At 54.6% G+C, this 25431-nt stretch carries 19 protein-coding genes; 1 reads left to right on the top strand and 18 read right to left on the bottom strand.

All coding sequences use genetic code 11. From position 1 onward, the window contains the following. Window positions 1-92 precede the first annotated feature (92 nt). The gene (locus tag SPK40_RS03175; RefSeq protein ID WP_248140438.1) at window positions 93-761 is read right to left on the bottom strand and encodes an SDR family NAD(P)-dependent oxidoreductase; all 669 of its coding nucleotides are present in this window, start codon (window positions 759-761) and stop codon (window positions 93-95) included. 303 nt (window positions 762-1064) lie between these two features. Here SPK40_RS03175 and SPK40_RS03180 point away from each other — a divergent pair, with 303 nt between their 5' ends. Then, the gene (locus tag SPK40_RS03180) at window positions 1065-2123 is read left to right on the top strand and encodes a DUF2278 family protein (RefSeq protein ID WP_330959407.1); all 1059 of its coding nucleotides are present in this window, start codon (window positions 1065-1067) and stop codon (window positions 2121-2123) included. A 151-nt stretch (window positions 2124-2274) separates the two neighbouring features. Here the strand turns inward: SPK40_RS03180 and SPK40_RS03185 are convergent, their stop codons facing one another. The 17 genes from SPK40_RS03185 to SPK40_RS03265 form a co-directional block, all read right to left on the bottom strand. Further along, window positions 2275-4161, bottom strand: a complete 1887-nt coding sequence (locus SPK40_RS03185) for a sugar transferase (protein WP_330959408.1) — start codon at window positions 4159-4161, stop codon at window positions 2275-2277. A 37-nt stretch (window positions 4162-4198) separates the two neighbouring features. Continuing rightward, a complete protein-coding gene (locus SPK40_RS03190) occupies window positions 4199-5353 on the bottom strand; it encodes a glycosyltransferase (RefSeq protein WP_248140433.1) in 1155 nt (384 codons plus the stop codon). Between the two features lie 86 nt (window positions 5354-5439). After that, complete coding sequence (locus SPK40_RS03195) at window positions 5440-6936, bottom strand: GumC family protein (RefSeq protein ID WP_330959409.1); 1497 nt, start codon at window positions 6934-6936, stop codon at window positions 5440-5442. Beyond that, entirely contained in the window at window positions 6933-8060 is a 1128-nt protein-coding gene (locus SPK40_RS03200) for a glycosyltransferase (RefSeq protein WP_330959410.1), read from the bottom strand. Before SPK40_RS03200 ends, SPK40_RS03195 begins: the two co-directional genes overlap by 4 nt. Further along, the gene (locus SPK40_RS03205) at window positions 8050-8811 is read right to left on the bottom strand and encodes an acyltransferase (RefSeq protein ID WP_330959411.1); all 762 of its coding nucleotides are present in this window, start codon (window positions 8809-8811) and stop codon (window positions 8050-8052) included. Before SPK40_RS03205 ends, SPK40_RS03200 begins: the two co-directional genes overlap by 11 nt. A gap of 202 nt (window positions 8812-9013) precedes the next feature. Continuing rightward, window positions 9014-10426 (bottom strand): O-antigen ligase family protein, encoded by a 1413-nt coding sequence (locus tag SPK40_RS03210; protein ID WP_442957551.1) that lies wholly within the window; start codon window positions 10424-10426, stop codon window positions 9014-9016. Next, a complete protein-coding gene (locus SPK40_RS03215; protein ID WP_330959412.1) occupies window positions 10423-11847 on the bottom strand; it encodes a lipopolysaccharide biosynthesis protein in 1425 nt (474 codons plus the stop codon). Before SPK40_RS03215 ends, SPK40_RS03210 begins: the two co-directional genes overlap by 4 nt. Further along, a complete protein-coding gene (locus SPK40_RS03220; RefSeq protein WP_330959413.1) occupies window positions 11840-13018 on the bottom strand; it encodes a glycosyltransferase family 4 protein in 1179 nt (392 codons plus the stop codon). The genes SPK40_RS03215 and SPK40_RS03220 overlap by 8 nt, the downstream gene beginning before the upstream one ends. Next, window positions 13005-14276 carry a glycosyltransferase gene (locus SPK40_RS03225; RefSeq protein ID WP_330959414.1) on the bottom strand — a complete coding sequence of 424 codons (1272 nt, stop codon included), beginning with the start codon at window positions 14274-14276 and terminating at the stop codon, window positions 13005-13007. Before SPK40_RS03225 ends, SPK40_RS03220 begins: the two co-directional genes overlap by 14 nt. A gap of 105 nt (window positions 14277-14381) precedes the next feature. Then, window positions 14382-15461 (bottom strand): glycosyltransferase family 4 protein, encoded by a 1080-nt coding sequence (locus tag SPK40_RS03230; RefSeq protein ID WP_330959415.1) that lies wholly within the window; start codon window positions 15459-15461, stop codon window positions 14382-14384. A gap of 195 nt (window positions 15462-15656) precedes the next feature. Then, window positions 15657-18734 carry a PAS domain S-box protein gene (locus tag SPK40_RS03235; RefSeq protein WP_330959416.1) on the bottom strand — a complete coding sequence of 1026 codons (3078 nt, stop codon included), beginning with the start codon at window positions 18732-18734 and terminating at the stop codon, window positions 15657-15659. A gap of 8 nt (window positions 18735-18742) precedes the next feature. Next, window positions 18743-19555, bottom strand: coding sequence for a phosphate/phosphite/phosphonate ABC transporter substrate-binding protein (locus tag SPK40_RS03240; protein WP_330959417.1), 813 nt, complete (start codon window positions 19553-19555; stop codon window positions 18743-18745). 48 nt (window positions 19556-19603) lie between these two features. After that, window positions 19604-21187 carry a SpoIIE family protein phosphatase gene (locus SPK40_RS03245; protein ID WP_330959418.1) on the bottom strand — a complete coding sequence of 528 codons (1584 nt, stop codon included), beginning with the start codon at window positions 21185-21187 and terminating at the stop codon, window positions 19604-19606. A gap of 71 nt (window positions 21188-21258) precedes the next feature. Next, complete coding sequence (locus SPK40_RS03250; RefSeq protein WP_330959419.1) at window positions 21259-21969, bottom strand: protein SypD; 711 nt, start codon at window positions 21967-21969, stop codon at window positions 21259-21261. Further along, window positions 21966-24068, bottom strand: a complete 2103-nt coding sequence (locus SPK40_RS03255; protein WP_330959420.1) for an SLBB domain-containing protein — start codon at window positions 24066-24068, stop codon at window positions 21966-21968. Before SPK40_RS03255 ends, SPK40_RS03250 begins: the two co-directional genes overlap by 4 nt. Further along, complete coding sequence (locus SPK40_RS03260) at window positions 24068-24889, bottom strand: OmpA family protein (protein WP_330959421.1); 822 nt, start codon at window positions 24887-24889, stop codon at window positions 24068-24070. The genes SPK40_RS03255 and SPK40_RS03260 overlap by 1 nt, the downstream gene beginning before the upstream one ends. Window positions 24890-24905: 16 nt before the next feature. After that, on the bottom strand, window positions 24906-25238 hold the full coding sequence (locus SPK40_RS03265; RefSeq protein WP_330959422.1) for an STAS domain-containing protein: 333 nt from the start codon (window positions 25236-25238) through the stop codon (window positions 24906-24908). Window positions 25239-25431: the final 193 nt, after the last annotated feature.

Genomic DNA, 25431 nt, shown 5'->3' on the forward strand with positions numbered 1-25431 from the left:
GCGGTTGTGTCTTGAGTCACAGGCCACAGGTCATCAGCCAGCCGGGATGACTGGCTGATGCCTGGAAACTGTTCCCTGAAAAAGAGAGGGAATCAGTAACGGTTGATTGTGATGTCCGAGATATAACCATGGTTGGCATGATGCAGAGATTTTTTCAGCATGTTTGCTGTTTCATCTGCTGTCATGAAGCCGCTGAGATCCATGGTTTTCCCGCTGGTGGCCCAGAAATCGGTTGCCATGCCGCCCGGGTAGACGCCCACCAGATTCATGGGTTTATCTTTCAGTTCCAGCCGGACGGATTCCATCAATCCTCTGACGCCCCATTTCACGGCGCAATAGGTCGATTCACCGGCTTTTGCGGTTTGCGCTGCTGTAGACATCACCATCACCATGGTCAGCGGAGTATTGCGATAGCGGATCACGGCTTCACGCAGGAAATAGGCTGCAGACAGCAGGTTGTTGTGTATCAGCCGGGCAATTGCTTCGGGATCCTGTTTTTCAATCGTGCCAAAGTGGCCGCTGCCGGTGCAGAAAATGATGGTTTCCGGTGTCGCGGGGAGCTGGTCAAAAAGCCGGGTGACTGCTTTGGGATCAGAAAGATCTGCAGTCAGCGTACAAATATTGGCAGGTTGGCAAGCCTGAGCCACCTCATGCAGTCGTTCATCATGACGGCCTGTCAGCGTTAACGTGTGCTTATCCTGAGCATAAGTTTTTGCCAGCGCAGCGCCCAGTCCACTGCTGGCTCCGGTAATGAGGATCATTGCTTACCTTCTGTTTCTTATGGGGTTATAGGGCCAAGTATAGTGATCATTCTGCATGGTCACACCGTGAAAATCGCCGCCGGGCTTCGCAAGACAGCCTGAATTTCAAACAGTGATGTGTGTGGATATTTCTACTGAGATATTTTTAAACATTTTTCGTGTTGGCTAGAATGAAACCAATTGACTATTGCCTGACGTGCAATTGCTGGTGTGATTGGTCACAAACAGGGGCTGAACGGTGGGTTTTTCTGCTGCTCAGCGCGTTGTAGATTCCTTAAACTGCATATCACTGAGAGAAAGCCAATGAAGAACTACGGTGTTTTGAAAGGCTCGGTTATCAACTATGTACGCGATAATGACAATTCCCCTCATTCAGAATTGTTATTACAAGCGAATGGTGTGGATTACCGGATTGCGATTAACGTTCGATCCAGCAGAGGGCCGGTTCATCGCCGCCTGATTGAGCACTTGATTGTCCATGATTTTCAGCATCCGACCTTGGATCACGCAAGGGAGTTACCGATCGGCTGGAATGATTTACGCGATGGTGTCGATGATGAAGCCGCCTTGGATTACATCCGAAGCAACATGTTCCGTGCCACTGACATGAAGCCGGTTGTTCACATGGAACCCGGCCCGAATAACGACTTATTCGAATACATCGAAGGGTTAATTGACAGGGCTATCCGGGAAGATGACGCAACAGTGTATGCCTTTGGCGAACGTTGGGGACCGGAAGATGACAAAGAAGATAAGTACTTTGATTTTCTGCCCGGGAATGGCGTGCATATGATTCACATGAATCAGGGCGACCCCAGTGATAATCACGGAACTTACCGCGATGGTGCCTTGTTTATTGACTTTCCGTCTTCAAATCAGTCAGTTGCCTTGTTCCTGAAATTCCAGAATCAGGTCTGGCATACAGATGATCAGGATGCAACGCCTATGTCCGGCGCGCCATCGGTTGTTCATGTTGAAATTCCGTCTCACGGTGATGCACCATCGTGGCCGGTCGTTTCACCTGACTCACCGTATCATTTAGCCCGGATTGTGGCGGCCATGGTCAATCCGTTTGCTGAAGATGAAGGCAACGAGTTTGTCACCGTGCTCAACATCTCAGAGGAACCATTGGATCTGAGCGGCTGGAAAGTACTCGACCGTAATGACAACTTTGATGATGTGCCGGATGCTGTCGTTCAGCCCGGTGAAACGGCTGTGATCAGACTTTCAGGGGAAGGTGCCCAGCTGTCGAATAAAGGCGGAACCATCACCTTATTGGATGCCCGCGGATTTAAAGTTGACGGTGTTGCCTACACCAAGAAAGACGCTTCCCGCAGAGGACGCCCCGTCGTGTTTGTTTAATGGTGTTTGCCTGAAAGTATTGTTGGTTCAAAGCTTCATGGATAACCACAGCCCTTGCCAGCGCAGGGGCTGTTTTAATTTCTTGTCACGCTGGTTCACAGTTCAATATGTATCTCACCACGGCTGAGAACAAACGGACCGGTGACCACAGTCATTGCCCTCTGCGACTCAGCATGATCCCGAATGTTTTACCCATAATCATCAGGTCAGTTCTGAACCATGGCCAGAACGACCCCAGTATCAGCGCGTAGCTGTGGTCAAAAGCCACTTTGCTGCGAACATCTTCGATACTGGTGTCATAGCCCTGGTTGATCTGAGCCAGACCTGTAATCCCGGGCAGAATTCCGTACGTCCGTTCAGTGAAAAAGGGAATGGCAGATTCGAGCTGCTGATAAAATTCCGGCCTTTCCGGTCGGGGACCGACGATTGACATGTCACCCCGGAGCACATTAATCAGCTGGGGGAGTTCATCCAGACGGGTTTTTCTGAGGAACGAACCGACGCGGGTAATGCGTGGATCTGCCTTGGACGCGAATACGGCACCAGTCACGGATTCCGCGTTCACGACCATGGTCCGGAATTTCAGGATATTAAAGATTCGGGTCTGCTCAGGCAGCATTTGTCCGATCCGGCGCTGCTGGAAAAAAACAGGGCCGGGGGAGTCCAGTTTGATGGCCAGTGCGATGACCGGGAAGACGGGAAGCGTGAGCGCCAGCCCCAGTCCGGCAATGATGATATCCATCACGCGTTTTGTTTTGGCGGTGATCGGATTCATGGCGCTGCTCTGGCGTTGGTTGGAGTGGATAATGAACGGGCGTCTGTCAGATGCGGAGAGAGCTGTGACCCGCTGCCAGCGACCTTTTTCCAGACCCAGGGCATACCTCAGACTGCCGATCAGACTGGCGGCATGACCGCTGACCAGATAAGCGAGGGTGTGTCCCAGTTTGCCTGTCGGTGCGGCCGGGAAAATCAGCGTCGTGACGGCAATCAGATACAGAAAGCTCTGGATTAGCGCAAGGCAGAGAAATACGCTGGATTCACCGGCGAGCAGCAGACTGCCGACCAGCGCAAATACCATCAGATAACCACTCAGAACTCGCAGGACTTTGCCGGAAGTAAAAAGAAAGGCGACGCCCCGGTATCTGGGGCTGAGCAGCTGTTTCAACAGGACGACTTGTTGCAGGTTGCCCGCGCCGATTCGCTGGCGACGTTTGAAATCCATGGCGACAGACGAAGCTTCCAGTTCCAGCGCAATAATCTGGTTTTCATGGGCTGCCCGGTAGCCCTTGGCCACGATCCGCATCGGCAGAACAAAGTCATCATTGATTGTGTCAGCCGGGAGCGGTTCAAACAGCTCACGCCGGAACAGATAAAAGGCGCCATGGGCACCCAGCGTCGCCCCCAGCGCCGCTTCCTGAGTCTTGAGCAGCCCCTGATATTGCCAGTAGGTTTCTTCGCCGCCGGTGCCCGGCTGGTAGATCTGATAATGGCTGTTGAGCACTCCCACCGCGGGATCAGCAAAACTTGCCGCGGCCTGTAGTAATGCATCGCAGGAAATGATGGCGGAAACATCGCTCAGCGCCACGAGATCACATGCCAGCAAGGGGATGACTTCATTCATCGTTGCGACTTTTCCGCGGTTCTCTGCAAATTCCATCACGGTAATATTCAGATGCCGGCAGGCCATTTCATCGGCTGTCTGCCTTGCCAGCGCGGCCGTTTCATCCTGACAGCCATCGCAGGCAATGACGATACTGAGTTTGCTGCCGGGATAGTCCAGCGCAGCGAGATTCCGGATTTTTTCAGCGATCCAGGCCGCTTCGTTATAGGCTGGAACCATAATGGCAATCCGGGGTAAGTCTGCATCAGATGCGCTGTCCTGAAATGCCCGGCTGATGGCCTGCGGTTTGACGGTCTGTGGTTTGATTGATGACGTTTTTTTGCTCAGCCAGCGTAAAAGCAATGGATAGCCAAGGTGATGATAAATGATCAGAACAATCGCAATCAGGGTGAGAGAGCTGATGAGTTGCTGCCACATATCGGTCACCTTTTTCTATGCCGGTTCTCTGTCGGTTTTAGGCCGGGAGCTTCCCCAGACGGCCAAGTTCATCGTATGCAAACGCCATTTTTCGGGCATCGTTGTGTTGCAGGATATGATGTCGCGGGTTCTGTCTCGGCTTCGTCATTAACGCTGTTGTCAGTTGATAGGTCAGGGTTCGCGGGTCTTCCGGACTGAGGATCATGCCGCTGAACGGGCACAGTGTTTCCCGGCTGGCACCAACATCCGTAACCGCTGCCGGGATCCCGCAGGCTTGGGCCTCAAGCGGGGTCAGCGGGTAGCCTTCCGCCGCAGAAACCAGACAAAATAAATCCAGAGCCTGATAAAACTGGGGCATATCCTCAACCAGCCCCATAAAATGCACGCGTTCCGTGACATTCAGGCTGATGGCGTGGTTGAACAGTTTATCGGCCATACTGCCGTGTCCTGCGATGACAAGATGGACATGATGGGGTAATTCCGGCAGGACTTCGATCAGCAGGAATTGCCGCTTGACGGGCTCAAGCCTTCCGGCAGTCCCGATAAGCAACGCATCCTGCGGCAGTCCCAGAGACTGGCGGGCTTTTTCCTGACTGCCCGGTTGAAAGCGTTCTGTATCTATGCCGTTCAGTATGGTCATGACGTTTCGGCGCTTCAGACGCTGATACAACTGGTATGCGACCTGAGCACCGTCTGCAACCAGAAGCGGGCGACTGAAAGTGAGTGCAAGTTTTTGCAGCCGGCACCGTTTTTCATTCGCCAGATGCCATGCATCATGCTCGGTATGAATCAGCGTGGGAACTCTTGCGAGCCTTGCAGCCAGACCGGCATACAGTAATGGCCCGATATGGTGTGTATGGACAATCTCGGCGTTCATCCGGCGGAAAATGCGGGTGAGCGTCAGGATGAGTTCAGGGGAAAAGCCCGGCTCTTTGTCCAGGAAGATCAGTTTATCCGCGACGGCTTCGAGTCTCGGCCATTGGTCCAGCGCTGAGGCTTTGGTGCCCTCAAGGCTGAGGATATACATGCTGTCTTTATTGGCAGAAAACCGGAGAATATCCAGAGCGAGTGCTTCCAGACCGCCCGGTTTCAAGTGTTGTACAACTTGGATGACTGTCTTCATTCGCTTCACCTTACCTGGCTGGATGCTCATTTCCTGATTCAGCAATTGCTGTGCCATGATTGAACCCATCCTGAGTTCCTGATAAATCACGAAGTCCTGCTGGCGGATGTCCGTTTTTTTTGCATTTTGAGACTCAAGATGAAAACGGTGCAGTTTTATGGCAACGGGATGCTGTTTTCTGTGCGTCTTTCTGCAAACGAGGCACTGAGATCCAAACTGACTGCTGCCTGGGGTTGTGGCGGCAGGCGGGTCAGCACAGGCACACCGGTCAGGCTGTACAGGCGATCTTTGCGCCGGACTGATGTATCGGTCAGTTCAAGCACCAGTGCCGCACCACTGCCAATCAAAATGCCCCCAAACACGCCAGACAGAATGAAAACAATCACAGGCAGGTTCGATGGTCCGCTCGGCGTAAAGGGCTGATCAATCACTTTGATGCGTTTGTCCTGCTCGAAAATACCCAGAGAACTGGTGAGCCGGGCCATTTCATATCGCTTGAGCAGTTCGTCATACAGCTGGCTTTTGACGGCCAGATCCCGCTCCAGTCGCTTCAGTTCCTGTTCTTTATTACTGAAGGCGTGTGCTTTTGCTTCCAGTTCATGCACCATGTTTTTCAGGCTGGCAGTTTCTTCCTGCAGCGCATCGACTTTGCTGCGTGCTAACTGCAGCTGTTCGAGCTGCGAAATCAGTAACGGCTGGGTGTGTCCGTTGTCATAGACCGTGTTGTGTGAGGCGATGTCCCAGAGCTGTTCGGGGTTCACCGGGGTGGGTGTGGCCGACAGGACTTTTTGTCTTTCATCTTCCAGTCTTCTGAGTTCACGCAGCGCGCCCTGAACCGCGGAATGCTGATCGGTATATCTGGCCCGGAGAAGGGTGATTTCACTGCGGGTTTTGATGATTTGTTCTTCAATGCGCCCAATCACCGGATTGGTTCTGGACAGCTGCTGGTCCAGACCGCCGAGACTGCGCACGGCGCCTGCCAATTCAGATTTTTTTTCCGCCAAACGCTGTTTGAGCTGACCCAGCTGCGTCATGGTCGACACCTGTAACTCGGGCAGTACGGTGATGTGCTCACTTTTATAACTGGCGAGTGCCTGTTCGGCTTTTTCCAGTTCTTCCCGGCGGTACTGAATATGCTCAGACAGAAAGTAGCTGGAATCTTTCATGGAAGACCGTTCAGGGGCGAGCACTTGCTCAATGAAATGCCGGCTCACAATATCCAGCGTTTCCTTCATACCCTCCCGGGCACCGGAACGGTAGTCAATCCGGATCAGATCCTTGCCCATCATACTGACTGTAAGACCGGCAGAAAGGCGGGCAATGACCGCATCTGCTTCGGCATCGCTGGTTTGATCGTGAATGAGCCCGCGGTCGCGTGCGACAGCGCCCAGAATGTGGCGGCTGTGCAGCAGGGTTTTTAAGGCGTCCATGCGGTCTTTCAGCATGGCTGAAACCGCGAGATCCTCCAGAAACGGATTCATTTTCGAGGTTTCCTGAATCAGCATACTGGTATGGGAACGGTAGGTTTTCGGGCTGAAGGTTCCGATGATACCGCCGAACACCGGGAGAATGAGAATCGGCAACACAATCAGATAACGCCGCCGCCAGGCCGCTTCCAGAATGATCAGAAACCGATGAGACAGTCGCATCACAGTCCCTCCAGCCACTGGCTCACCTGAGCCGCTCTTTGCTGCCAGGTATGGTCCGCCGCAACATTTGCCTGATGGGGTGCCGGAGATTGCTGACCGGCCCGCAGAATGGCGTTGACCATCTCATCGGCGCTCCGGGCAACGTGAATCAGTTCCCGGTACGGCTTCAGCGCAGGAAAAGGGGTTGCAACCACAGGCTGACCGGCAGCCAGATATTCAAGCAGCTTGAGCGGGTTACAGGCTCGTATCTGTGCATTATCAACAAAAGGCAATAAAGAGACTTGCCAGTGCTGACTGTAAGACGGTAGCTGGTGATGCGCTCGGGGACCCAGAAGATGGACCTGAGGCAATTTGGCGATCGGACTGATGTCTGTGTGAATCTGACCGATAAAGACAAAATGCCAGTCCGGTAAGCGTTTGATCACCTCAGCCAGCATCGGATAATCCAGCCAATCAGACAGACTGCCGTAGAATCCGGCGACTGGCCGGCCGTCATCCGGTAAGTCTGCGGCCCGCGGTACGGGTGAATTGAAGCGCAAGAAATCAACCCCGTGGGGGAGATGCCGGGTTTTCGAAGCCGGAAACTGTTCAGCCAGCACCGGGCTGGCCGCCATGATCAGGTCGGCACGATGGACCAGTGATTGCTCATGTTGGGAGACGGTCTGGTGGTCGACGCCCGCCAGGGCAGAAAAATCATCGCCGCAGTAGTAAACCACCGCAGACTCGCCCAGTTGTCCGCATAAATCGGCGGCGGTCGGCAGCGATGTCCACAAAATGGGAGCGTGCAGTTTGGATTGCCGCATTATCGGAAGCAATTGGCGACGCATCAGCCAGGCGGCCAGTTTTCGTTCCCAACGGGTGCGAGGTGCTGGAATCGTCTTCAGATTGATGACCTGCATTTGGTCTGGCACTGATATTCCGGATTGAGGTTGCTGGCCGGACTGTCGTGCAGCGAACAGTTTTCGCCAGGCGCGCTGAAGATCCCGGCCTGTCAGTGCCGGGCGACGCAGGCTAATTGAATTGATCCAAAGCACCTGCCGATCCTGTGCCAGATACCGGATCAGATGCTGGGTACTGGACGGCAGACCTCCCCAGTCTTCGCCGAAGACGATCAGATCATGCGGCATCTGTTTTCTCCTCATCCGGCCGGGTCAGAGGGCTTGGGTGGATCAAGGTACGGAGTACCTTCGCCGGGTTTCCGGCAGCCAGCACACCCGGTGGCAGACTTTTAGTCACAATGCTCCCGGCAGCGACGATCGTGCCCTGACCAATACGGACACCGGGCATGATATACACACCCGTGCCCAGCCAGACATCGTCTTCCAGAATAATATCGCCGGTTTGTGAGTCGGCATCCGGCTGTCCGGCTGCCCGGGCGACAGGGTCAACCGGATGACCCGGATAGCCGCACAAGAAGCTGCGCCCTGCAATTCGGACGTTATTGCCCAGAATCACCTGAGTGCCCACTGCAATGGTAGTTTGCCAGCCAATTCCGACGTTATCGCCCACCTGTAACTCCGGCTGACAGGTTCCGTGAGCTCGGCCACTGAAAGTTGTGTGTCCGGAGATCCGGCAGCGATGTCCTACGGTGATTTTCAGCGGACCGGAGATAAATGGCAGGCCGCCATACAGGTTTAAGCCGCGGCCGCACGCTGTCAGACGGCCTTTGAACAGCGGGGTCCACCAGCATATCCGGACCAGGGTCTGTACTGAGGTGAGAGCGACTTTCCAGCCGTGATAAAGCGGCAGACTCAGCAGGCGCGGCGCAGGAACTTCCAAACGGCGCAGCCACAGACTGAGGTGAAATAACCGCTTTGCCAGAGGATTCTGGCTATGTTTGAGCCACTGTTTTACATGATGGACCGACACAACTGACATGAGACCTCCTGTGCTGGAACACTTGCTGAAACAATCAATGTTTTCAATCAGGTTTGTATCTGGCTTATGCATAGGTAGTGCCAGTTTGTCAGTCAGGCAGTGTCTTCTGAGAAGAGTCATGAATGTTCTCAGCGTGAGGACATTTCGCTTCGCAAAATGCAACGGACGAATCGCCGGATGCAGTCTCCTGTTGCGGATGTGGTTATTGCGGATGTGGTTGAGGCTGTCGTCGTGGTTCCGGGCTGGATTGCGACGCCTGGGTTTTCACATAGTTTCCGACCGCAATCACCAGTGCCGCCAGAATATAGATTGGCCAGGTAAACCCCTGGGTCAGAAAGGTGCCGGACACAACAGTGCCCAGCAACCCGGCAAGGACAGCCTGCGCCGTTGTATAGACGGCAGGATCGTAGTGGGCGAGGTTCGTTTCAATCCGGCCGAGAGTGACAAAAGCGGTGCGGATCAGACAAATAATCATGGTGACAAAAACCGTGAGACCCAGGAATCCGGTTTCAGCCAGTACACCGAACCAGGTGCTGTGAACCGCATGGTTCAGGCCGTCCCAGTGCGGACTGTAGAAAAAGTAATTGGCATAGAAATTATCCAGCCCGACGCCGGTAAATGGATGCGCAACCGCCATTTTTGTGGCTGCTTCCCAGGCATACAAACGGCCCATGGCAGAGGCATCGATGCCTTCTTCTGCGGCACCGCCTGAAGCCCGGTCTGAAATACCGGCGGCCAGAAAGAGCAACGCAGCTGCCAGTGCGCCAAGTGAGAAGAACAGGGTTTTGGACTTCATCCGGCGGTAGCCGAATAATCCGAAGACGGTCAGGATCCCCAGCAGACCACCACGGCTTTGGGTGGCAAGCACTGCGCTGAACAGAATGGGAGTCGATAACAATCCGATGAGACGGCTGTACAGCGGCATGGATTTGGTCAGCAGCAGTGCGACCGCGAATGAGGTCGGGAACATCAGGACCAGTGCCAGATCATTGGGATCGCCCAGCATCGAACCGATTGCACGCCCGATGGTGACACGGGTGCCTTCTACCAGCCCGATCCCGTTGGCTTTGTTGTATAGAGCGACAAGGCCGACCACCATGCCTGAAAACGCAATCACGTTGGAGGACAGGGCAAAATCCTTTGCGGCCCGGGACAACCAGGCGATCGCAAAGACCATGATCAGGATTTTCCAGTAAGTGGCTTTGAAGTAAGCCAGCGCAATACCGCGGTTTTCAGCCATGATGACACCAATCAGAACCAGAATGGCGAAGGTGGTCAGCACGGTCAGATCCCGGTGCCAGTAAGCGCGATACCGCTGTGAGATCCCAATATGCCAGCACAGTGCTCCCAGAGAAGCCAGCGACAGCAGCAGCGGGATTTTCAGCGAATAAAGTTGCGGGAAGACTTCATGGATGCGGAAAAAAGAAAAAACCACAAACAGCAGTACCATGAGGAAGGGGCGGGTCAGCACAAATAAAATCGCAAATGGTATCAGGCCAAATACCGGCAGCAGCAGGGGATGCGGAATCAGCCGCCAGATTGCGCCGAAGACGACACAAAGTGCCAGCCCGAGCATGCACTGATTTCTGGATGACCTGAGACGCGCATCGGTCATCGTGACAGAGCCCTGTGCCGGATGAAATCCGGTAGAAGCTGCAGGTGGTGAAAACACCAGGCCAGCATGAGGGTGGCGACACCGGCAACCAGAATCTGGGTTATCGCGTTCCAGGAAATCACGCTCAGGCTCATGACGATGGCGGTCAGGGCAGCGCCTGCGGCCAGGGCTTTCCGGCGAAATGGCAGCGGATGCCGGGCCTGACTTAAACGCCAGATCAGCAGGACACGAATGAGCTGGGCGGCAAGCAGCGCAGCCAGAATTCCCCAGACAGACCAGGCTGGTGTGAGCAGAACCATCAGGCAGACACCGACGACGGCACTCAGCCCCTGAATCATCATCAGCGAGCGGGTGCTTTTGGTCGCCAAAGCGCCGAGATTCAGTAACTCGCAGATTTCACGCAGTGCGGCGATGAGGATGAGGACAAACGCATAGAGGCTGGCCTGTGCGTAGCTGGGCGGCATGAGCCAGTGAATAAATACAGGGGCGACAAGACTGACGCTGACGGTAATCAGTCCGAGCAGAGCAAGGCCGTGGGTAGTCATCCGGGCGGCCTGATACCGGCCATTTTCGCCAAACAGTATCCCGAAACGTTTGGGCATCCACCACATTCCAAAGGGCTGCATCATCAGCACCACGGCGAGCGCAAATTTGCTGGCGACGGCATACTGAGCCACATCCTGCAGGCTGGCGAAATGGGCCAGCACCCACCGGTCGAATCCGTTCAGAGTAAATGCCAGTAAGCCGCTGCCCATGATCGGCCAGGAATAGCTGAGAATCTCGCGTCCTTTGCCCCGCTGGATGCGGATGCCGGTGTCCCGGTACTGGATGATGAGCAGGAGCGCGGCCTGCGTCATGGCGACCATAAACCCGGCTTCAAGAATGCCGGTCACCCCCTTACCGGCATGGAGCATCAGAAGAATCAAGCCCGCGTGACTGATGGCTCTGCCTGTGGTCAGCAAGAAGAACGTCCAGACTTTATCTCGCATTCTCAGCCATGCCAGCGGGACAGCGATGCAGCTTTCGAAGGCCAGCACGGTGAACATCAGACTTAACTCGTAACGGGAAAATAAGGCCGGGCTGAGATCACCAATCAGCGCAGCGGCTGTCCAGAGGAAAGGCAAGGTCAGGATTGCAATGCAGAGGGTGATCCCCATGACCTGACTGGCATGGAATTTCTGCGCCTGTTCATTTTGCGCGGCACCGGCGAAGCGGTACAGCGCTTCGCTTAACCCCATTCCCAGAATAATGCTGGCGAACATCGCAATACTGGTCAGCACTTCCAGCCGACCGAATTCATCCGGCGGCAACTGATGGGTGATAAGTGGCAGCATAAACAGGGAAACGCCTTTCATCAGCACAATGCTGATGCCATACAACACCATGTATTGCATGGCTTTGGGAACCGGGAGTTTAACCATGTCTGGCACCTCCGATGCGGGCTTTCACGCGCTGGATAAACGGCAGCCTGACGGATACGTCGGCTGCAGGCGGAGAGCAGAGTTCGGTGATGACATCGACCACAGGCTGATAGCATGTTTCCGCCCGGTAATTTTCGGCCAGCTGGCGTGCTCTGGTTCCAATTCGCTGAACTGATTTCATATCCCGGCTCAGCCATAAAATGGTGCTGGCCAGGGCATCGTGGTCACCAGGCGGGTACTTGATGCAGTGGACGCCGTCCATTAACACCGAATCCCAGTAAGCGCCGTCGGCCGGGATCACCAAACAATGTCCCGCAGCCATGGCTTCCAGAACGGAAAGACCAAAGGGTTCCCTGACACTGGTAGAGATAAACAGGTTACAGCGGGCCCGGATGGCATCGAAGTTGACCGGATTTTCATGCCAGTGAATCCGGGCAATCGGCTGCCCGGATTCAGAAACGGGCAGCTGGGTTTGTTTGGGTCTGAGATAGCAGATCTCCGAATCCGGACGGTGCTCAACCGGCAGCGACTCAAGGGCCAGCAGTAGCCGGTCCAGCCCTTTCCATTTCAGCAAAGAAGCGGCCCATAGCAAACGGGGCTGTTCATACTGACATGCACCAGGCCACTGGTCGGGGCAAAGCCCGTTGATGAAAGACTGAAATCTGGCTTTGACGGGAGTAAATCTGTAGCCTGCCTTGCGAAGCGCCGCAGTCATGCTGTCCTGACAACTGTCAAGAAAGCAGACTTTGTCGGCCGCGGCCAGGCTTCGTCCGAGCATACGGGAATGTCCGACGGGCCCATGAACAAGTTGCAGCAGCGGCCATCCGGTCAGTTTTTTCAGCAGGAAAAGAGAAAAATCGACGCCGGGGCCGGACGCCCCGAGTAAGAGTGCTGGCCGGCCATGCTTCAGGCAGGCTTTCAATCCCGTTGCTGCAGTCAGCAGGTGACGAATCAGATAACCGAGACCGTGATTTCCTCCGGGGAGCCACCGGGGGCGCCACAGCGGGAGATGTTCACAGTCTGGCAGGGGCCAGCTCTCCGGGTCATTGGTCAGGACCCGGATATGAAATTGTCCGGCGGGCAGCTGTTTTAACAGAGAAACGGTCGCATTTTTGCTGCCCCCGCCAAAGGCGATGGGATCGATGATGAAGAGGGTGTTACTTTTCGCCATGGCAGGGTTCCTCTAACCAGCGCTGCGCCTGAAACCGGGTCAGTCTGTTTGGCCGAAAGCTCAGGATGCCCCGGTACATTGCGTGCAGGTGCCAGTCTTTATGCAGGCGCGGGATGCTGTCCGCGTCGCTGGCGATGGCGTGATAGAGTGTTTCAAACGACTGACAGTATTTCTCAATGGTCAGGTTGTTACGGATGAAGTCTCGTCCGGAGGCGCCTAACCGTTGCCGTAAGTCCGGATCGGTCAGCAGGGTTTCGATTTTGGCGAGCAAATCGACTTCATTGTTTGTGGCGGCGAGAAGCCCGGTGACCTGATCTTTGATTACGCTGCCGACACCGCCGATATAATTGACGACCACGGGCAGTCCGGCCAGACTTGCTTCCGCCAGTGCCAGACCAAAAGATTCGGAGTGTGCACTGGAGATATAGATATCCATGCCGCCTTTCATCCAGGCAATGACATCGGCCTGCTGACCTGCAAAATGAACGCGATCATGGATATTCAGTTTCTCAGCCATTGCTTCAAATGTTGGTTGATCCCGCCCGTTTCCGAGTAGCACTAAATGAACCGGATACCCTTTTGCAATCAGTCTGTGGGTAACATTCAGTAAGTGATCAATGCCTTTTTCCATCAGCATGGCCCCGGCATAGCCCAGAACAATGGCATCATAGGGAATGCCCATGGTGTTTCGGAAAGAGAATGCTTCCACTGCGTCCAAAGCCTCGATATCAATGCCGTTGGGAATGATTTGGCACTTCTCCGGAGAAAATCCTTCCTGCATAAAAGGGGAAAGCACATAGTCGCTGACGCCGACCAGCAAAGGGGCCTGATAGAGCCCCAGTGTCAGGCGATCCCGAAGTGAGTAGTGGGCATGCAGGTGAACAAGCATCGGCGTCCGGCACCATCTCGCGGCCCAGTGCATCCACTGGCACGGGGCACCGCTGTTGCAGTGAACCACATCGGCCCGGTAAGCATGAATCAGGCGCTGACCGGCGCGAACCAGCTGCCACCAACCGAACAGCCGGAGTTTGGGTTTTTCCCAGCCAAGCAACAGCGAAAAGGGGGTGGCATGGCAGGCGACGCCCATGGCTCTGGCCGCCATGGCCAGCTCCTGGCTGTTACACCACAGCACCGGCGTAAAGGCTTTTCTGTCCAGATGTGCGAACAGATTCAGCAAACACCGTTCACTTCCCCGGATACCATCGTCGCCATAGTGAACAAACAATATGGTTTTGGCAGTGGTTGATTCTCTGTTCATCAGTGCCTCCGAACCGATGTCGATCGGTGTTCGTGTGTTTCGGTGTGTCTTCGTGCGAATAGGCTGAGCAATTCAGACGCCGCGCAGCACATTCGGGTTGCGCCCTCAGGCCAGCTTTGCCGGTGTCAGATTCACAACAAGCGAATATTGTGCCAGCAGTGCGGGCAGAACCGCTTCGGCTGAAAAATTCTTCCGGACGGAACGAATCGCTTGCTGACGCATGTTCATGCGTTGTTCGGCGGGGAGGGCAAACCAGTGTTTCAGCCAGTGATACAGGTGTTCGGGCTCATCCGGGGATATCAGCCAGCCGTTGTGGTCATGGATGATCGCGCGGCTCATAGCGCCCACCTCTGTTGCAATGACAGGGATGCCGAATGAGAGTGCTTCCAGCGCGGCCATTGGCAGCCCTTCGTGCCGGGAAGGCATGATGAGCAGGCCAATGTTCTGCCAGATGTCAGTCATGTCCTGCTGCATGCCGTGAAAGTGCAGATTCGCCGGGCTGTCTTGTTCTAATGCTGTTCTGAGCGGGCCGTCGCCGTAGCAGTCAAACTGAAGTGCCGGACATTGGCGGGCTAGTTCGGCAAAGCGATCCGGGCCTTTTTCATGGCTGAGTCGGCCGACAAAAGCAATTTGGTGTCCTTGAGAAGCCGTCTGGCTCAGATGATTGGTGAAGTTATCCAGTACGACCGATGGCCGGGAAAGGCGGCTGGCAATGCTGTGACTGACGGCAAAAGTAGCGTTGGCGAGACAGGCCGTAGCTCTGTCGGCTATATCATAGAGCGCCAGCCTGCCGCGGCAGGTTTCTCCGGCATGATAGGTCGACACAACCGGGCAGGACAAAAAGGGTTTGAGCAGACGGCACAGGATCCCGGCTTTATACCCGTGGGTATGCACCAGTAAAGGACGCATCTGTCTGGCAAGGCGGAGCAGGGAACGGAGTTTACCGTCCAGCACAAACACGGGGACGGGCTGGGTCCGGGGCGCAGCCTGGGCCGACAGTCTGGCGATCAGCGGGTGAGTATGGCCATAATCCTGCCACAGGATGACCTGCACATCATAACGGCTGGTCTTTAATGCGGTCGCCAGCTCCTGAATATGAGTTTCAATCCCGCCCAGGGTCCGGCTGTCAGCAATCAGCCAGATCGGGCGGCTCGCTGGTCTCGCAGTGAAGGTGTTCTTGCTCATGTGAGTTCCCGCAGACAAAAAGAGAATACGGAAACCCGGCAAATTTGATGCCACCCTATCAGGCAGCAGATAGGCAGGCTGCCTATAGGGAGGCGGCATATGGGCAGACCGGACACGCATGCTTTCGTGCCATGTCCGGCCTTGTACTCACCTGAGTTGCATTCTGCAACTCAAAGTGCGTCTTCATCCGGCAGATCAACTGCCTGTTTTCAGGACAATATTATGGATATCCAAGGCTTTCAGTTGCAGGAATGACTTTTCCGCGACCGTCAGCAACTGCTCACCCAGTTCAATCGCATGCGCTTTGCAATTTTGAATACACAAATGTTCAATGCGTCTGGCCAGCATCGACAGCCGGATATTGCCGTAACTGCCAGCGCTGCTGGCGAGCGCGTGGGTTTCAAACTGCAGCTGATCCGGGTTGTTGTCCTCAATGGCTTTGCGGATAGTGGCGATTCGGTTTTGGCTGTCTTCAAGATACAGCTCGACCAGCATGTCGGTATCTTCGAAGGAGGTGTCCTCGATCAACTGATGGATGGTTGTCGGATCAACCAGCGGATACAGCGATAAAGGAATTTCGTCTTTATTCGCACAGAAGGTTTCTGCTTCATCAATGGACTGACACGGTACAGTGCACCGCCTTTCGTTGCTGTGGGAGACAGGTTTGACCCATTTGCTCAGGCAGTCCAGTAATTGTGCTTTGTGAATGGGCTTGCTCAGGTAGTCGGTCATCCCGGCGGACAGGAAACGTTCTCTGTCCCCTGTCAGGGTATGAGCGGTCAAAGCAATGATCGGCAGTGACTGGTTCTCCGGCGACAGGGCTCGGATCCGCTGTGTTGCTTCCATGCCGTCCATACCGGGCATCGAGATGTCCATAAAAATCAGGTCGTAGTGGCGTTGCTGAACAGCAAGAATCGCCTGCTCGCCGCTGGTGACCATATCGGTTTCGATACCCGCGGTTTTCAGCATATGGCCAATCACCAGACGGTTTGCCGCGTTGTCCTCGGTGACCAGAATCTTCATCCCGGCCCGGAGAATCGGCAGTTGTTTCTGGCTCAGTGGATGCGTCGCATCTTGCGATGCAATTGCCAACGGAATGGAAAAGTAGAAATCACTCCCGGTCTGAAGGGTACTGGAAAGACCCAATTCACCTCCCATCAGCTGTATCAGGCGATTGCAAATTGCCAGCCCCAGCCCGGTGCCTTCCGTGGCCCGTGTATAACCCTGATCAGACATGGTAAATTCGTCAAACAGGCTTTCCTGTGCCTCTGGAGCAATACCAATCCCGCTGTCGATCACATGACAATTCAGCAGCCAGCCTGCTTTCGTGTTGAGAGCGGTTTTCGTGAGCGACACTTCGACGCGAATCCCGCCCTGCGGTGTGAATTTGATGGCGTTATGGATCAGATTCAGCAGAATCTGACGGATACGGCCTGCATCCCCCTGAGCGAAGTTGTTGGCTTCCGGGGGCAAGGTTAATGACAGGGTCAGATGATGCTTCTCTGCCAGCGGCGTCATCAGTTCAATGACCTGGTGAAAAACCTGCTGAATATGAAAAGGCTCATGGTTCAGCACCAGATTGTTGGCCTCCATTTTGGAGAAATCCAGAATGTCATTGATGATCGCAACCAGGTGTTTACCGGATTCATGTGCCGTTTGAACCAGGCTTTTCTGATGCGCGGAGAGGGTTTCACCCTGCAGGATATCCAGGATACCGAGCACACCATTCATGGGGGTGCGTATTTCATGGCTCATGGAAGCCAGAAAACGGCTTTTGGCCTCATTGGCTTTTTCTGCTTCCCGGCGAGCGCGTTGCAGTGTAGCCTCGTGTGCCTTTTGTTCTGAAATATCAATGAAGTGGCAAACGTAGAGTACGGCGTGTTCGTCGGGGAACACCGGGGAGGCACTGAAATAAATAGGGAGTGCTTCACCGCGGATGGGTTGTAATACCAGCTCGCCAGACCATTTCCCGCCCTGATGAATGGTTTGCCACATTGTCTGATGCACGGACACGAGGCTGCTAAGGCAGGGCAATGGTGAACAGGATGCCGGATCATAACCGGTCAGCTGCTGAAATGTCGGGTTGTAGCGAAGAATTTGACCAGACTCATCCGCAAAAAAGATGGCTTCCTGAGCGTCAAAGGCCTGAGCCGCCAGTAGCTGTTCTTTTTCGGCGACTTTCCGGGCCGTAATATCCCTGATGTACGATACAAACAGGTAGTCCCCGTCAACTTCAACCGGAGAGACGGCCAGTTCAACCGGAAATGTATGCCCGTTTTTATGCAGGGCAAGGGTCTCGATGCGTTGTCCGAGCACCGGTCCTTCACCGGTTCTGATGAAATGCGCCATGCCCTGATAGTGCTGCGAACGCAGGTGTTGCGGGATCAGGTATTTCGCCATGTCCTGATGCAGAATTTCATGTTTCTGCCAGCCGAAGATGTGTTCGGCATTGGTATTGTAATCGACGATGTAGCCGGACTGATTGATCGTAATGATGGCATCCAGAGATGCGGTCAGGATGGTTTGCTGGATCTTTTCGTGACGATGCAGCTCATGCAGGGTCCGGCTTTTGTCCGCCAGCAAATCCTGGATTTCCTGCTGATTTTTCGCCAGCGTCAGTGACATGGTGTTAAATGAGCGGACGACTGCTCCCAGCTCATTGTTGGTGTGGCTGGGCAGTGTCATTCCCGGACCGTTGTGCGTGATCTCATCAACCGCCATTTTGAGCCGGCTTAACTGCCGGGTGAGGGCCGTCCCCAGAACAAAGGAACAGACGGCGACCAGAATGACCTCCAGTCCCGCAATGGACGTAAACATCTTCCCGGCGTCGGTGAGCAGGGTCTCCAGCTTGGAGGTTGAAAAACCAATTTCAATGCTGCCGTAGACGGTTCCGGCTTCAACGATCGGATAGTGGATGTCATAAATGCCGTCATCGACGTCACTGATCCCCTGATCTTTGTCTGTGTGCGGCGAGGTCGCAGGCACGTCACCTCCTTCAGCCAGCACTTGAACCTGATTACAGATCCGGACGTATTTGATGTCTGAAATCGCCATGATCTCGTCAACCAGACTGTTTAATGTTGCCAGGTCGTAAGACAGCACCGCATCTTTGGTGGCCCGGGCAAACAGCGTTGTGGCTGCCTGTGCGCGTTGTTCCAGTTGGGACTGGTTTGACTGACTGAGATAGGTCAGTGCGTTGCTGACTAAGAGCACCAGTACAAGCACTTCAATGAAGGCAATGCCCAGAATGGTTTTCAGACGAATACTCATCATGGCCTCCTTCAGTGCAGTAAATTTTGTAATAGATCGATTTGCAGGGCGCGAATATCATCCCAGGTGCTGTCTTCGGCAGCCTCAAACCCCGAAATCGCTAATTTAGCCAGGGCTTTCCTGCCGTCTTCCTTTGCTGCGAGGGTGATCAGGGCCTGCTGAATGCTGGTGGCGGTTTGACTGTCGATTCCCGGATGAACAGCGATGGCATGTGAGGTATATCCCCGGGTTGTCCAGATGGGGGTCAGCTGGTTTCGCAGCGCCGGGTCAATGCTGTTGAACGTGCGCATCACACCGCCACCGGCAGGAAAGATGCCCTGAGCCACCGCCAGATAGACGGAGTCGTGGGACGACACGTATTTGGGCGTGAACCGGACATGGGCGGCAGACAGATCGGTGCGGGTTAAAATGCTGGCAGCAAATGCGGCCGGGGAGGGAAATGCCAGTGTCTGCTGATCCAACTGAGACAGGGCGGTGATCCCGCTGTCTTTCCGGACCACAATAATGCCTTTGATTTGCTTATTGGCTGCCTTGGCGATGGCCCGGTAACCCGGCTCCTGATGGAACACGACATAATGATACGGGTTCATGTAGGCAATATCGTATTCCCCGTTTTTTAAACGTTTTTCGAAGGTGGGGATATCTGGTGCGGTGGCAAAGTGAATGGTATGGCCGCTCAGTTCGGACACCTGCGTGAGGATAGGTGTCCAGACACGGGCGAGTTTACTGGCGGCCTGCTGAGGCACGATCCCAAAAATAATCTCTCTGGCATGCGCCGGCATGGCAGCCAGAATGGCAAGGAACAGGGCAATCAGAATTCTCATCTTGACTCCTTAGGGCTTGCTTGCGCTGTTGCATCTGAAGAAATTGACTCATTGGCAATCCCGTTCAATCAGAAGCAGCAGGGCATCATCGTTCGGCTTTCCCTCAGTGCAGTCATCAAAGACTTGCATGACCTGCTCAATGGCTTCCTCGAGCGGTTGGGAAAGTGTCTTCCTGAGTGCATCAAGCATTTTTCGTTCCAGTTCCTGCCGGCCATCCGGCGTCATTGCCGATTCAAACAGCCCGTCGCTGATCACCGCCAGACGTTGTCCGGGTTCCAGCAGCTGAGTGACGGCGGGGTAATGCGGGTCTTCCAGCAGCCCGGGCAAAATACCGCTGATGTCGACTGCCTCAATGCGCTGCTTTGTGATGAGCAGAGGCGGTGGATGCCCGGCAGAGGCCAGAACGACCTGTCCGTCCGGATGCAGACAAAGTGCGCTGCAGGTCAGGGTCACCTGAGACAAGAAATGATCGGTGCGCGCGCCCATAGACAGACGCCGCAACACTTCATCCGGCGGGCAGTCAATCTCTGCGAGATTCAGCAACATTCCCCGCAGATAACCGGCGTAGGCATAAGAGAAAAATTTGGCGGTATCGTTGTGGCCCATGATGTCTGTAACCGCGATAAAAAAGCCGTTCTCGCACGGCTGAGCCATCACAAAATCACCGCCGCCGATCCCTGTATTTCGCTGCCTGACAGCAAGCCGCCAGCCCGGACAACCCGCAGGAATCTGCGGCGATAAGGCATTGGCAATCTGCCGGTTCACCTGACCGGTCAGATGCCGGTAAACTTGTCTGGAACGTTCAAGTACACGGTGCACCGTTTGCAACAGCAGCTGCTTGCTGACGGGTTTGGTCAGGTAGTCATCAATGCCCATGGTGGCAGCCTGCTGAAAGATTTCACTGGCATTGGCTGTTGTCAGAAAAATGAAGGGAACGGCAGCGCCGGGAGACAGTGAGTTCAGCTGTTCACGGAACTCCAGACCGTTCATACCGGGCATCTGAATATCTGACAGCACTAAATCAATGTGCTGATGATCGATCGTCGCAAGTGCCTGCTGGCCGTTGTCGGCGGTCAGAACATGAAAGTCGTCTGAGAGATAGGTTTGATAAAGGCGCCGTTGTGACGGCTCGTCATCGACAATAAAAATGGTTGGCTTGTCATCTTGCTGGCAATGCGGCCAGGTGACCGTCAGGCAATTGAACGCACCGGTATCCGTGCCAGCGGCCTGATAAGCGAGTTCATCACTGAGCGATCTCAGCAGCGCAATTCCACGGCCGGATTCGGCATCCAGCGCCAGAGCATCCAGCATCAGCGTATCCAGGGTCAGGGCGTCCGGCGCGGCCGGGTTTAACAGAGTCGGATCCCAGCTCCCGCCATCGTCCTCAAGCGTCAGCAGCCAGTTCTGAGAGGACATGCTGAATCTGACTTTCAGTATCCGGGCCGACGGGGAACTGTGCTGGACAATATTGGTTGCAGCTTCGGCAAAACACAGAGCGATTTGATTGGCGGTCTGACTGTCGGCTTTACTCAGGCTCAGTGCCTGCTGAAGCAGTCGCCGGATTTTCGTGACACTGGCGAGCGTGGCGGGTTGTTCGATGTCCAGTAAAACAGTTTTTATGTTCATATCCATGTTCTTATCCGTGTCCATATCCAGGTCCATTGCATGTTCGCACCTGTCCGGCGGCTGACTTGTCAACCATGTTACAGCTCTATGGAGAGTAGTTTGTTTTCAGACACTTTTTTACGTAATGCTTTGACCAACCGGCGGCAGCATTGCGGCAGTCGGCCGAGTTCACGCTGTATTTCAGAATGGAGTGCCGGATTACATTGATCGTTGATAATCGTGCCGGTCAGTCGGGCACCGGCGAAGCGCAGAGACTGGGCGCAGGACTCTGCCAGACTTTCGGTTGTTTTGCCTGCCATCACGACCATCAGGCAGCCATCACATGCGGCTGCAACGCTTTCCGGTGGAATACAGTCATGGCTTGTCTGTGAGATCGGGGATGTATCAAAGATGATGAGGTCATAAGTCGCCTGCCATTCTTTGATCCAGGTTGAAATGGCATGGGGGCGGCGCAGCATCATTCTGTCGGCTCTGCCTGAGGGGGCAATGATGCCGTTGAGAATTACAGGTGCAGCATCAATACAAACCGTGCAGGGAGTGCCAAATTCAGGTTCTGCGGTGGTTTCGGGGTGAAGCTGAACCGGCAGCAGGGTGGGATGGTTCAGATTGAGATCGACCAGCAGTGTATTGCGGCCTGAAAGCAAATGCCGCTGGGCGAGTGCCAGAGCCAGAGAGGTGACACCTTCCTCAGCATTGACAGAGGTAATTGCCACACTTTTCAGTTCCTCCTGAACAATGTGACGATAGATCTGCTCAATCTGGGGCGAGTCGGGAGAAAAAATAGTCATAGTAAGCCCACCAGTGCGGCTGTGGCGGCCAGCTGGAACAAATCGTTCATGCCGCGCCGAAAGGCTTCCATCGTGCTCTCACTGCGATCCGGAATATAGACGGTATCCCCGGCACGAATCACAGGAAGCAGGCTGAAATTACCAGTCCGGCCAAACTCGGTGAGGTCAAACGTTCTGGCCTGATCCCGGCAACAGGACAGATTGACCACGGTAATTTTTTCGACATAGGCGTTGTTACTCGGTCCGCCAGCCTGTGCGAGTAAATCGAGTAGAGTCATGTTGTCATCAAAGCGGTATCGTCCCGGCTTATTGACCGCACCCAGCACCCGGATGGTGGATTCTTTGCTTTCTTCCAGCCAGTTGCGGTCTTTTTCCGGAATGTAGATGGCATCCCCCGTGGTGACTTTAGGCAACAGATTTTCATCGCCGGTTTCGAAATATAACGCGAGATTCAGTTTGGTCACTCTGGCGTAATCGCCGTTGCGGTGGGTAATCCGGATATTGTGGATATCCGCTTTGGAGGTCGGGCCATCAGCTGCTGACAGAATATCGAGAAAGTGCATGCGGTTTGTAAACCGATACCGACCAGGTGCACCGACCTGCCCGAACACATAGATAGACAATTCAGAACTCTGTCGGACCCATTGCGATTTGTTGTCGGTCGGATCCTGCGGTAGATCATGCACCCGGACGGTTGTCCCCGCACGGACCGGCGGTAAATCACTGCTGTGGGAACCGTTTTTCAAGTATTGGTCCAGATTGAACACATAGGTCCGGTTCACACCGGCAGCATTCGGGGTCATCACTTCAATTCTGGCTGTATCTGCCCGTGACGTCGGGCCGCCGACATGGGCCAGCAAATCAAGCAGATTCATTTCACTGGACCATTCAATCCGTCCGGGGCGCACGACTTCCCCCATGATTCTGACCGCGCGCTGCGGCGACACTTTCAGCCATGACTTTTCGTTCATGTCGGTTTTTTCGGGAATGAAAATCGCGTCCCCCGGGGAAACCTGCGGGAGCGCTCTGCGGGATGTGCCTTCTGTGAAACCTGACAAGTCGAAGGACTTTATGTCTCCTTGTGCCGTGATAATGCGGATCTGGCGGGATTCAGCAAAGCGGGTCGGGCCACCGGCATTGGCGAGAATATCCATAAAGGATGTGCCCTGTTTGGTCTCGTAAGCGCCGGGCTTGGCGACTTCACCCATGATATAAATGGTGTTCGCACCGCGCTTCACTTCTTCTTCCTGGCGGGGAACAAAGACGGTCGCACCCGGCTCGATTGGTGGTAACAGCGTGTCCTGACCGGTATCCAGATACTGCTTCAGATTGAAGATGACGGGCTCATTGTTTGAAATGACCCGGATTTGCTCGACACCGGCGTAACGGGTGACGCCACCGGCCCGCATCAGCAGGTCGACCAGATTCGCCGTGTCTTTGTGAGAAAAGCTGCCGGGGTGATTGACCTCACCAAACACTTTAACTGCACCTCTGTCGCTGGCTGCATCCCCGGCATCTGCCAGATTCTGGGGGTCAAAATCCTGCTCGATATTCCCGATCATGGGCGAGGCCGGAACGAAAATGACATCCAGAGATTGCAGAACAGGCAGTAAAGACTGATCGCCGGAGTCGAGAAAGGCTTTGTAGTTAAATGTGCGGGTCTGGCCGGCGCGCTTGATCTGCATGACATTCAGCTGCGCCCCCGGCCGCATTCCACCGGCTGCAACAATCGCGGCCTGTACCGACGCGCTGGCAGGTAAGGTGTATTCGCCGGGTGTGTTGACATAGCCCTGGATGCTGATCAGTAACTGTCGTTTGCTGACATAAACGCTGAGATTATCCAGATCGCGAATCACACTCTCCAGTTTGTCGCGAATGAAAGCGGTCACGGAAGCTTCGGTCTGTCCGGCGACTTTCACAGGGCCGATTTCCGGTAACTGAATCTGGCCCTGACGGTCAATCTGAAAGGTCCGGTTCAGAGACTGCTCCCCCGGCAGGCTGATGGTCAGCTGGTCACCATGCTGAATGGAATACGCGGATGCGGTTGCAGACATCACAATGACCAGAACCACCGAGAGGAATAGACGTAAGCCTGACATTATGGTGACTCCTTACCTTGCATGGGGCGGGTGATCTCGACGAGCTCGATGCTGACTCGGCGGTTCGTCAGACGAACCTCCGGGCCGTGGCCGTCAAATAAAGGGTCTTCACTGCCGACGGAAGCGATAGTGATCCGGGTTGAAGGAAGCCCGAAAATCTCGAGGTATCTCTGAACCTGCTTTGCCCGGTTCAGTGCGAGCCGCTGATTGAATTCAGGCGTGCCGACCCGGTCGGCATGGCCGGTAATGTGCAGGCGGTAAGTGGGGATGTCCCGCAGCAGAATGGCGGCCTCTGCAAGGTGTCCCATGTACTTGGGGTTCACTTCCGGTGAGTTGAACGCAAACTGATTGTCGCTGTTGAGCAACTGGTACAGCTTGCTGGCGAGCGCCGCCGGTGCCTGCATATTCGCCGTCTGAGGATGACATGCCCCTTTGTTTTTCACATCATCAAGCTGGTTTTCCAGTCTTTTCAGCAGATTGCGCTGAACGATTAAATCGTTGGCTGCATCGTAACTCAGCCCGCCTTCAAGCTCTCTGGTAATGCGCTGCTGATTTTGTTTTGCCTGTACGACGGTTGCCGGAAAGCACTGCTCAGCGCCTTCCAGCACCAGAATGTCCAGATGCTGGCTGACCATGTCCAGTTCAAACCGCAGACCATGCTCCGGCTCCAGCGGCTTATCGGGCATTACAGGCGCCAGAGTGACCGGATAATGTTCTGCCATGCCCCCGTTTCCTTTTTCCGGCCAGACTGAGCAGCCGTTCAGCAGAAACAGGGGGAAGATGAGCAGCAAAGCGATGCTGCATGTGCTGTCCGTACGCATGGGCACTTCCCTGAGCTTATTTTTCTGTCACCGGGACAAACGGATTGATGGAAATCGCCTGATCGATTCTGAGCAGCTTCAGCAGTTCCAGCGGCTGGCCGTGAACCTGACTCAGCGACAGTGTGCAATTCTGTTCGCGAAGACGCTTGTAGAGATAAACAATGGCGCCAATGCCGGATGAATCAATAAAGGGGACCTGATTTAAATCGATGAGGACCTTCGGCCCTTTTTCCTGCGCAATGATCTGGTCCAGATAAGGCTGGATGTCCCGGCAGCCATCTGCATCCATCTCGCCCTGAATGACCAAAGTAATCTGACTGTCTTTTCCCTGAATATATTCCAGCTTCATAACCACTCCCGACACGTTCTGAGCATTACTGTGAATGCAATACATTGAAAACAAGACATGAAATGTGCTCGTGAATGCTCAGGCAGGAAGCATGCCAAAAAATGATGGTTTGTCAGGGCAGGGATACAAATGCCTGATGGCTGCTGTGTCCCGCAATCAAACGAGAAGGCAGGATATAATGGGAAAGACGAGG

Origin of the sequence: Photobacterium sp. 53610 (assembly GCF_036409375.1) — a bacterium.
GTDB lineage: Bacteria > Pseudomonadota > Gammaproteobacteria > Enterobacterales > Vibrionaceae > Photobacterium.